The sequence below is a fragment of the Zhenhengia sp. genome, assembly GCF_046966505.1.
GTDB classification, from domain to species: Bacteria; Bacillota; Clostridia; order Lachnospirales; family Cellulosilyticaceae; genus Zhenhengia; species Zhenhengia yiwuensis.
On sequence record NZ_JBKVCH010000003.1, the window covers coordinates 252150 to 263936 of the forward strand.

General features: G+C 34.7%; 7 protein-coding genes. All 7 read right to left on the bottom strand.

Translation table 11 applies throughout. The features are described from left to right. From ACLTBU_RS05265 to ACLTBU_RS05295, 7 genes are read right to left on the bottom strand one after another with little or no spacing between them, the layout of a single operon-like run. The gene (locus tag ACLTBU_RS05265) at nucleotides 1–2574 is read right to left on the bottom strand and encodes a DUF5696 domain-containing protein (protein ID WP_320649712.1); all 2574 of its coding nucleotides are present in this window, start codon (nucleotides 2572–2574) and stop codon (nucleotides 1–3) included. A gap of 6 nt (nucleotides 2575–2580) precedes the next feature. Beyond that, on the bottom strand, nucleotides 2581–3207 hold the full coding sequence (locus ACLTBU_RS05270; protein ID WP_412217981.1) for a YIP1 family protein: 627 nt from the start codon (nucleotides 3205–3207) through the stop codon (nucleotides 2581–2583). A 12-nt stretch (nucleotides 3208–3219) separates the two neighbouring features. Continuing rightward, the gene (locus ACLTBU_RS05275; RefSeq protein WP_320651165.1) at nucleotides 3220–4689 is read right to left on the bottom strand and encodes a hypothetical protein; all 1470 of its coding nucleotides are present in this window, start codon (nucleotides 4687–4689) and stop codon (nucleotides 3220–3222) included. Between the two features lie 16 nt (nucleotides 4690–4705). Next, complete coding sequence (locus ACLTBU_RS05280; protein ID WP_412181266.1) at nucleotides 4706–5593, bottom strand: carbohydrate ABC transporter permease; 888 nt, start codon at nucleotides 5591–5593, stop codon at nucleotides 4706–4708. A gap of 1 nt (nucleotide 5594) precedes the next feature. Next, nucleotides 5595–6539, bottom strand: a complete 945-nt coding sequence (locus ACLTBU_RS05285) for a sugar ABC transporter permease (protein WP_320651167.1) — start codon at nucleotides 6537–6539, stop codon at nucleotides 5595–5597. Between the two features lie 15 nt (nucleotides 6540–6554). Continuing rightward, nucleotides 6555–9458, bottom strand: coding sequence for an extracellular solute-binding protein (locus tag ACLTBU_RS05290; protein WP_320651168.1), 2904 nt, complete (start codon nucleotides 9456–9458; stop codon nucleotides 6555–6557). 27 nt (nucleotides 9459–9485) lie between these two features. Continuing rightward, nucleotides 9486–11477: a hypothetical protein gene (locus ACLTBU_RS05295; protein ID WP_412217984.1), complete on the bottom strand. Its 1992-nt coding sequence runs from the start codon at nucleotides 11475–11477 to the stop codon at nucleotides 9486–9488. Nucleotides 11478–11787: the final 310 nt, after the last annotated feature.

The following is an 11787-nucleotide window of genomic DNA, read 5'->3' on the forward strand; positions in this document are numbered from 1 at the left end:
CTATTTAATAATTTTAAAGCCTACTGGTGAAAGGCTATGCCCTTCTACTGTCACAGCATCTTCATTGTAGTTTGTAAGTACTTTAACACCATTTGCATATTCTGTTTCAAATACACCTTCTGCTACAAGGCGATGATTTACAATTTCAGTTGTACCAATTTGATTGAATGCATTTTCATACTCACTATAAAGCTCTTCAATTCTAGGTTTAAGATTTTCATAACCTACTGTGAAGTAATGTGTATAAGGTGTATCTTTTAAGATATCTTCTTTTTGGTAGCTAATTGTAAATTTAGGGTAGCTTCCTACTTCAAGTGCTTGAAGTAAGTAATACTCCATACGTTCTTTAGACATATTAACATTTAAAGTTGTATACTCTACTAACCCGTTCATTACTAATTGTCTAAATGGAACTGCTGTATACATTGTTCCATATGGACTGCTCTCTCTTGAAATATTAACAGCATAGTCACAGTATGGAAGTGTATTGGCGTTAGGATTATTGAATGCTACAATTTCTTTTGATTCATCCAGTCTTTGAAGCTCTCTTTCAATTACAGCATTTGCCTGAATAGGTGTTACGATATCTTTTACATTGTAGTTTGCATAGTATGTATTTGGTACGTCTGCTACCGAAATATTTGAAATCGTCTCTGTAGCACCTAAGAAATTATCCATTACATCTTTAAAGTATTGTGGATGAAGTAAGTACTTACGATCTACTTTACTTGGTGAGAACTTGCCATCAATTAAATTGTATTTATAGATCTCTGCTGGTTTACCATCGTATCCATTGATTGCATGTACTTTCGCTTTGAATGGGAAGCTTGCATCTTTAATTGTCATAAGGTTTGTTCCTAATAAGAGCTCAGCACCCTTCTCATTAGCTACTTGCATTAAAGCTTCAAGTTCTTTTTTAGAACCATTTTCTTTTACCAGCTCTACTTTATTCATAATGCCTGTTTTTTCACCATTATTGAAAGCCCCTTGATAATCTACTACTAAGTTCATGTCACTTAAATCTTCTATAATTTGACCTAACTCATTATAAGTTGTCATTGAAACAACTTCATCATATGGAACACCTACAAAATGTTTTGGTAATGTAAGTGCACCTAATACTTCTAAGTATAATTTAGGTTCATTTTTATAAGTAAGCTCCATGCCATGTTTTTCACTTAGATATGTTTTGTAAGCTTCTGCAAAGTCATAGTATGTAGTTGCTTCATTAAAGAATTTATATCTTACAGTGTAATCCATTTCAATAGGTCCTGTAGAAGTTAAGTAACGTGTACTTTCTTCAGCATAAGGCCCTTGTAATTTAACCCTTGAGTATTGAGATGTGTCCACAGCAGAGTATACTTTATTATTGATACCACCGCCTGTTGAACTATCATCTGTACCCAGTTGAACATTAACCGAACTAAGTTCTTCCCCCGATTCAATAATTCCCATCATCCCATGTGTAGCATTTTCATCTTTACCATACATAATCCCAAAGACTGGCATAGACACGTTTTCACTGAATGTATCTCTTGTGTACATTTGGTCAAAGTATGTATTGTTGTAAAGCGGTCTTGAATATTGAGGATAGCTTGCATTGTAGCTATTAAGTTCAAAAAGAGCTCCTGAACCATCTGGTACAAAAATATAACCATCTTTTACAACATCTGATGAAGCATATCCAAAGTTAGGAAGTACTTCAATTTTTTGAAGTGTGAAGAAATCATTACCACTTACGCATTCATAAGTTGGAATATTAACAAGTAAGTCACCTTCATCAAGTGTAAGATTCATAACAATTTTGAAGCTAGCCATTTGTGGCATTTCAATATCAAGTCCTGCAGCTTCATTATCTGCTCTTACCATATCTTCTGTATAGCCAATCACCTCAACAAGTTCATTTAATTGTTTAATACCACTTGGTGGAAGTGTATTACCTGATTTAATTTTAAGGCCGCCTTTACCTGAGTCCTTTACATAAACAGAGTTTAATACACTTTTATAAGTGGCAACTTGCTTACTTGTTAATTGACCTTGTTTTTCTTTTTGCTCAATTGGACTGATGAAACGCTCTTCATAGTGCTCTTGGGTAATATAGCTTGGTACAAGTTGCTCAATAGTTTTTGTACCATTTTGGAAATGCATTGTGATACGAGCACCATCTTCAATTTGAGCAATTTCATAGTTACCTTGTTCGATAATATTACTGTATGCATCCCACTCTACTTTTTTATCATCTTTACCAATGTAAGTAATATTTACGATAGATTTTTCTTTATTATTTGCTGCATCTTTAATTTGACTAGACCATTCTTTACCTGATGCTTCATCTACAACACGAATCGATAAATCATCAGTATTTACGAAAAGTTGTTTACCATCTGAAGCCGCAACAAGCATTTCGCCTTGTTTAATAGCAATTTCACTATTTACCGGTGCCAACTCCCCTTTTGCGTAAGGCTCTATAGCCTCCGCTTTAAGGGTCATTTGTGGGATAGTTTGTACAACACCTGTTGTTACAAATATAATGGCTGCCAAAGCAATAATCATGTTTCTTATTTTCTTATTCATACCCTATCACCACCTTCTCATGAATTCTTGGCTAATTGTTGTCACAAAGTTAATAACTTGTTCCATAAGAGAAAAATAAAGAACACATAAAAAGATAATAATAATAGCTGCAACAGCTGTTGCTAGAAGTGTCATAATATTTTCTTTTAATGTAAACTCATGCATAGTTGTCAAGCCTGTAAACATTAAGAATAAGAACCAGATTGTTCCCATTGTATTAAATGAAATAACTAAACTTGCTTCTTCCATAATGATAATGTTACTTAGTAAAACAGTAATCACATTAAACACAATAATAGGAAGTAAAGAGTAACTGACTAATACATAAAGATCTTTGATTTTTGCCTTACCATTGTAGAGTGTGGAAACACTCCAGTTACTAATCATAAATAAGAATAGTGGTGCTAATGCAATGGTCACAATGGCAATACTATTCATTTCAAATAAAGCGTTTTCATTTATGATATAGCCTGTATATTGATAGCTGATTACTTGTACAATGCTATAAATTGCCAGTAATAATGTTGCAAGAAGCATATTACCTTTACCACGCCATTTAATCTCATAAAAAGCATCAAATGGGTGGAAAACTGTATACTTCAGGTAATTTAAATCTTCAACAAATTGTTTCATTTCAACCCCTCCTTATTTTCTTTGCTTTTTATAATAGCGGTATTCAGAGTAAGCAACGCCGGCAACTACAAGAATCATACCTGCAAAGATAAAGGCAAAATGTTCTTGAATCCATATACTACGATAGCCGTTAAAAGCTTTAGAATATTCTTCTCTGTTATTTCCTAATTTGAAGTAATACATTGCTTTTTCATAGTCTTCTTTCATAAGGTAAGATTTACCGATGGTTGTATAAGCCATCTCAAAGTTACCGTTAAGACTAACCGCCTCTTGTAAAAGTTCAGTTGATTTATCCCATTCGCCTTTGTAGTAAGCCTCAGCTGCTTCAAGTGCTAATTCGCCAAATTGTGTTGGTTTGTATACATAGGCACATTTCATTTGTTTATCTGTTACGATAAGTTGGTTATCGAGCCATGCTATTGAAGTTGGATCGTTAAGTTCACCTTTCATAAAACCTTTTTTGCCAAAGACATTCATAAGCTCCCCATCAAAGTTATAGATAAATATACGACCATTATTTTTATCTAATAAAGCATATGTACCATAATCTGTAATGGCAATATCTACAAATTTACTTGGTGACTGTGTCACAACAAGCTCTGTTTTATCGATTAAGTCACCTACTACTGGCCAGAAGCCATTTTCACGAAGTACGTTTTCACCTTTTGGATTTAATCTAAACACCATATCTTTTGCACTTGTGTCAAAAGTAGTAGCATAGATAAAGCCTTCATCATCAATTTCAATATTATTGAAAGACGGCGCAAGTACTTTTTGCATCTTTGCTTTTTGCTCTTCAGATGCCATGTTTCTCCAGAAGTGGTCCATTAAGTTTACTTTTGGTTTATTAACCCCAAAGTATCTGTTGAACTCGCCATCGTTGTTAAGCTCAATGATTCCTTCGAATCCTGATTGTACAATGATGTAAATTCTGTTAATACGGTCTACTGCAACTTTAGAAGGCTTAAAGCTTGTTTGCCCTACCATATTAGCTGGTTTTGTAATAATACGATTAAGTGTAAAATCTTTTTCATTTAAAACGACAATTCTCTCATTACCCGTATCTGCAATGTAGATTTCTTCATTTTGTTCATGAATAAAGACACCCTCTGGGTTTTTTAAAGTAACTTGACTTTTTGTCTTAGGATCGATTGCAATCTTTCCTTCTGCATTACGTACAACTTTAATACTATTTATTAATTCAAACTCTGTATTAAAAACATTAAGACGTGATTCTGTTGTATCGATTATATAAATTCTATCCCCTACAACAGTTACATCATCCATCCCTGAAAGGGTAATATCCCCCATAGCTTCCTTATCAATTGTTTTATAAAGTTCAAAGAAAGGAATATCTTCAATTCCATTTCCCCACCAATTGTAGTTATAAGTTGTTTCTACGGTATTTTGGGCAAATACAATGTTTTGAAGCATTAAAATCGTGGTAAAGATTAAGGCTATAAGTTTTTTTCTTGTTCTCAATTTACCCACTCCTTTATCAGTCTTTCATACCAGAACTTGCCATTGTCTCAATGACATTGCTTTGTGAGATAACAAATACCGTTACCGGCACAATCATCATAATAAGGGATACTGCCGATGCTACCCCTGTTCTTGCAATCCCTCCACCTACAACTTGTGAAAGAGCATAGCTAATAGGCTTTAAGTTTTCAGAATAAATGAAGTTACCACCTGTTGCTCCCCATAGAGTTTGGAAAGATAAAATACAAAGTGTAATCCAAGCTGGCTTGCATAATGGAATAATAACGGTCCAGAAAACTCTAAATTCAGCTGCACCATCAATTTTAGCTGCTTCAATCAGTGATGTTGGAATTTGTACGATGAAGTTCTTCATCAGATAAAGTCCAAGTGTTGAACCAATAACTGGGAGAATAACTGCCCAGTAAGTATTCACAAGTCCCGCTTTACTCATAATGATGTAGTTAGGGATTGCTGTAACTGTACTGTTGAACATAAGTGCGTAAACAATGATGTTAGACATGACTTTAGAACCTGGGAATTCATACTTTGCTAAAGGATAAGCTGCCATTGTTCCAAGTAAAACTGTACCCCCTGTTCCTAATATAGTAATGAACAGTGTATTAAACATATATCTTGAGAAAGGTACCCATGAGTTTCCAATAATTGTTGATAAATCAAAGAAGTTATCCATTGTTGGATTCTGCACAAAAAGTTTAGGTGGGAATAAGAAGATCTCACTTAAAGGTTTAAAGGCATTGTTAATGGCATAAATAAGAGGATAAGCACTAAAAAGTGCAAAGGCTCCAAGTAAGACCATTAACCCCAGGTCTCCCCCAATACTTCTATTTCTTCGTGTAAATTTTCTACTCTTTATACTACTTTTTACTCTGTCAATAATCTGCATCTTAGTCCCCAACCTTTCTTAATAATTTTTGAACTAAAATATTAGCTATAAGCATTATCAAGAATAGTACAGTGGCTATAGCACTTGCATAACCCATCTCAAACCTTACATTACCGAAGTCATGTAAGTGTGTTAGGATTGTATGTCCAGCATAGTCAATAGATGGGAATCCAACTAACTCTATAGAAATTGCAGAGATAGAAAGTGAATTTGTAATCTGCATAACTGCACCGAACATAAGCTGTGGCTTCATAGATGGTAATGTAATATACCAAAGTTCTTGCCATCTATTTTTAATACCGTCTACTGCACCTGCTTCATAAAGTGATTTGTCTACAGTCTGTAAACCAGCGATAAAAGCAAGGAAACTTACACCAAGGCTTAGCCATAACTGAACAAGGATTAAAATTGGTAAAATATATTCTGCAGTTTCAAACCATAAAATCGGTGAATCAATAATTCCCATTTTGATTAGCCATGCATTAGCAAAACCATACATATCAGATGAGAAGATCAGTTTCCAGATCATATACACATTACCGGATATAGATGGTGCATAGAAAATAAGTGTTAAAATGGCACGTGGTTTTGGTGGAAGTTCATTAATAAGCCACGCGAAAAGGAAACACATCAAATAACTAATAGGTCCTGTAATAATTGCTAATAAAAGTGTATTTTTGACTGCTATTAAGAAAACATCATCATAAGCTAAAAGCTGTATGTAGTTTGCAAGTCCTATAAAGTCAGGCGCTTCTAACATATTAAAAGATGTGAAGCTCAGGCCCATTGCAACTGCAACAGGCACTAAGTTGAAGATCACAAATATGATAGCAAAAGGCGCGATTAATAAATATTTTTCTTTATGTAGACTCCAGGCTTCTTTAAAAGAGACTTTTACTTTTTTCTCTTTTTCTACTTTTTGATTTGTACTGGTTAGTGTTTTCATTCTACCCTCCTAATGCTACTCATTATTTTCTAGTGTAGATAAACCAAACTCATTACGTTTCTTTGTTAACTCCTCATTGATTGTCTTAGCATTGAGGTATAGGGCTTCTCTAGGATTTTGTCCATCTGTTACAACATTTTTGAATGCATAATCCACCATACGTGTTGTCATATAAGCACCTGGTACTTCTGGTACCCCTTTTGTTGCTTTAAACTGAGTTTCTAACGCTTCAATTTCACTACGTGACCAAGGTAACTGTCTAAGAACCTCTACGTTTGCAGATGGATAACGTGCTGCAGGTCCCATGATCCCTTCTGTTGTTGTTGCATATTGAAGTTGAGTTTCTGTATCTACCCACCATTTCATAAATTCCCAAGCTGCTTCTTTATCTTTTGCTACATCCATCATCATAGCTTGACTTGTTGCGGTTACGAATGTATTGTCAATTTCTCCATCTGCATTTACTTTACCTGGTATTGGGCCGAATGACCAAAGACCTTTAATTTCAGATGCAAATACTTGAAGCTGTGTATATGTACTATATGGAGCAACCCCTATTGGCATTTCTCCTGTTCTAAAACGGTTTGAGAAATCTGCTACAACTGGTAAATGATAGCTTGTGAAGAATTGTGTAAGCTCTTTAAAGGCTTGCATGGCTTCTTCTTCATATAAACCTGTTTCAATACCATAATCTTTACCTTCTCCTAAGTATAAATCTCCACCTGCTTGGTAAACGAGTGAAGGATATAAACCTGTTGATGGCATATAAAAATCATAGTTATGAGCTTGTAAAATAGGAATCATATCTTTAACTTCTTCCCATGTTTTTGGTACCTCAAGCCCAAGTTCTTGTAAAATATCATTTCTATAAAACATCATCATAAATGTTTGCTGTTCTGGTAATCCATAAATACCATCTTGGTAAGTAATGCTTTCAAAAGCACTTGGATAATATCTACTTGCAATTTCTTCAAAATCTTCAAATTGAGATAAATCTACTAATGCATTACGTACTGCAAAATTCATAGCTTGTGTGTCTGGGAGACCAATAACAACGTCTGGCCCTTCACCAGCAAGTGTAGCTGGAATAATAACACTATCAGGAATAAGTTCTAATTGAACATTAATACCTGTACGAGGTGTAAAGGCTTCTTCTACAAGGTTCATAAGAACTTGTGCTTGGTCACGACCTGATCCAGTCGTAGCCCCTGCTACAGCCCCTGTACCAATCCATACTTTAACAGAACGTTCATCTTTTCCGGCTTCATCCGAGAATGATGTATTATCACCAAAGAATGTTGCTGCAAAACGTTTTGTTTCATGCATAAATTTTTCAAAGAATCCTGGAATTGTTTGGATAAGCTCATCATTTTCTTTACTTAATGTAATCGTATCCACTTCAAGTGGCATAGAAGCAATATCCATATTCCAAAGACCTAATGAAGAAATATTATTTTTAAGCTGTTCAATTTCTTTTACAACTTTATTTGGATCTTTTGCTAAATTAGTAAGCTGATAAGCTAGTTTTTCTAAAATAACAGCTTCTTCACCTTTCTCACCTGTCACCGCAATAACATCTTCTAAAAGGCTATTAAGTCTTATAGCTTCTTGTTCAAAAACTTGTTTAACTTCTGGAAGCTTTTTATCAATTTCATAATCGATGTATTGGTCAGGTACTGTACCTGTTAATTGAATGATCTTACGATAAGTTTCATTCATAATAAATAAACACTCTTCTACTTCTGTTGCAGCTCTGTCAAATTCACCAAGTACTGTTTCAAAAGTAATCGTATTCTTCCCTTGTTCAAGTGGAATGAGGTAAGCTCCATTTTCGTCCCCAATAATGTAGTTAACAAATTCTGTTGAGTATGGGAAACCAATGCTATTTGCTTCTTTGAATGGCACTTCACCATTTACTTTAAGTCTTCTGTAAGATACACTACCTCGATTGATATTTTGTCTTGCTGTAAAGCTTAATTGATAAAGTCCTTTTTCAGGCACTTCAATTTCCCATGTTACAGCATCCCCAGGTGTTTTCCAGCTATCCCCACCAATTGTATTAAAAACAATATGGTAAGCATGTGCAGGTTGGAGTCTTGGACTTGAGTAATTTGAATTCATAAGAATAGATCTTGATGATTTCATAACATTTGTTGTCATACCATCTACACGTTCTGCTTGTCCAATAAGTAAGTTACCGCCATAAACTGGATACTCTGCTTTTAATTCATTTATTTTTTCAGCATAGCTTATAAGTTTTGGTGCTTCTTTAAAAGTAATACCTGTAACACACATAGGTTCTTTAACTGCTTCTAATGTCAGTGTGTGTGTACCTTTTGATAAATAGAATTTATAAGGCTCTGCTACTCTTTTTTGGCTATCTTCAACAAATACAACTTGTTCTCCTACTTTTTCAATAGTGTTCGGCCTTACTTCATCATTTCTTCTAACTTCTATTTCATCACTTTCATTAACCCAGCTTCTATCAAAACTTATTTGTTCCATTCCTTTAAAGAAAGTTTCACCATCAAGGTATAACTTACGTTCAACACTTGAGTTAGTTCCTTCTAATGGAACATATCCGATTTCCAGATTATAAAACCCTGGTGTGTCTACTTCAAATTGCCATGTCACTTTTCCTTGTTCTGATGTACTAATGCCATTTGGTTCTAATGTAGCTACTGCATTTTCTGAAACACTATACTGACTAAGGTCTACTGCTACTTCCCCAGTTGCCATCTTACCTTGATAGCCATTGGCCTCAAGGTAAGATTGATAGGTACTTTCATAGAAAGTTTCTCTTTCAGATACACCTATTGTATAGATGCCTTGTTTTGAATCACTTGCATTTTTGTAGCTAAAACCAACGGCAGCTAGGGCAACCAGTGTCAGTCCAAAGCCGATAAGCCTTTTTTTCATTGCCTCGCCTCCTAAAAAACAAATTTATTATTCAACAACAACTTCTACTGTTTGACTTGCTTCATTACCTGCATAGTCTGTTACTGAAAGCATAACATTATATGTACCAGCTGTTGTTGTATCCAGTTCTGATAAATCTGCTACAACATTTGCTTTAAGGTCTAAACCATCTTTATCTACTGCTGTTTCAACAAAGTCATTAGCCCAGTTAATGGTTGCTGTATCTTCATTTAATGCAATTGTTCTTGGTGCTTCTTTAGCTGTTAATGTTGGTGCTGTTGTATTATTTGCATCGTAGATTACAACATTAATTTTTACTTTACCTTCATTATCATTTGAATCTTTTAATGTACCAATTACACCGCCTTGATAAATACCTGGTGTATTAAAGTCTACTGCTGATGTATCAATTGTCATTTGGCTTGCATCAAGCTCACCATCTAAGTTATCTGCTACTGTGTAATTTGCACTCCATTCAATTGAAGACGGATCTGTACCTACTGGTAATGTATAAGATTTACCTGCTTCGATTTCTGTAAATGCTGGTGGAATATTATCTTTTGCTTCTGTTGTATTAAGAAGTTTTTCTACAGTACTGATTTTGTCTGTAATAAGTGCTTTTTTAGCTTCAATCGCTACATCATAGCTTGGTGAGCCACCAATACCATAGATTGCATCACCTGCAATTTGCATGAAATCCCAATAAACTCCTGTCATATTAGAGAATTCATTAACTTTTGTTCTAGCGATACTTTCTTTATAGATTGCTTCCATATCTGCACCAATTTCTGGATGATAGATATCAATTGTTAATTTAATTTCTGAAGATGTACCTGCTTCAAGTTCTTTTTTTAGTCTTGTTTCTTCAGCCATAAACATTTCATAAGCTTGGATAGCTAAAGGAATTTTTTCTTCATCCACACCTCTTAAGATTCCCCAACTTTCTCCACCTGTACGAACTTGGCGATAATTAGGATCATCAAACTCCATATGATCTGGTCTTGGGAATGGAATGAAACCAATAGATTGTCCACGTTCTGCTGCTTTAGTTGCTGCTTCACCTGAACGCCAGTCTTCAATATTTGTAAATACTGACTCACCTTGATTAAATGGTGCTCCTTGTGCATTGTATGGTCTGTTACTTGTACCTTCTTGTAATTCACAAACTAAGAGTTTTTTATCTACAAGTCTTTGTACGAATGCAACAGCATCTTTAGTTTCTTGTGATTCAATTGCAAGCCCCTCGTCACCGTAGATACTACCACCTGCTGAGTGCATAGCTTGGATAAGTGTTTCTGTATAGTCTGTTCTATAGGCATCAATACGTTTTTCTGGTCTTTCTGGCGCTTGACTGTTTGCATAGTGTGCTTCGATTTTTGCTAAATAATCTTCAAATGTACTCCATGTCCATTTACCAGCTTTGTAAAGGTCTGTTGGATAAACAGTTTTCCCATTTTCTTTTAAAGCATCAACTTGTTCAATGTAATCAATATTGTAGAACAATGGTGATAATGGATGTGTATAGTCACCTGCTACAGAAAGGAAATAATGTTTTCCATAAAGTGCCGCAGGCGCTTCTTCATTAAAATACTCTAAATAATCATCGAGTGGTTGAAGAATATTTTGTCCTAAAATAGTTCCTTGTGAGTTCGCATAAAGGTTAACAACATCAGCAACTGGATCCCCAGCCATAACACTTTGAAGTAATACCTCTGTTGTTTCTCCCGGGAACTGTACCCACTCAATTTTTACATTTAATTCATCTTCAACTTTTTTCATTGCTGCAAGTGTTATCTCACGATATTCTTCACTCATCGCATATTCGCCTGTTACAGGATCTTTGTAATCTGGATTCATAGAGTTACCAGCATGTGATCCAAAACGGATAACTACTGAATCTGATTCACTCCCTTTACCAGCTGTTTCGGTTTTGCTACCTTCTTGTCCCCCAGCACAGCCTGTAAGAATCATAGTGCATGCAAGCCCAAGAGTAAGAGCTTTTTTAAAATTCTTATTCATATTAACTACTCCTTTTTTATTTTTAGCCATTCTTTTTTAGAGAATGACGTTTAAACTAGTTCAAGCTTCTTGTCCATTCTAATGAATTTCTTACTACTTACAGTTACTTTTCCCCTGTTGTCTTATACCTTCTGTCATAACCTAAAAAGTCATACATTATCCAAGCTCTGAATAATGTATGTTTCCTACATCTCCCGCATTACCTTCTGCTTATAGTAGATGCATTTTATCATATGAAGTACTTAAAACTATATTTTTACCATCTGTTTTATGACATATTTAAAAAGTGTTATAACTTCTTTAAATATAT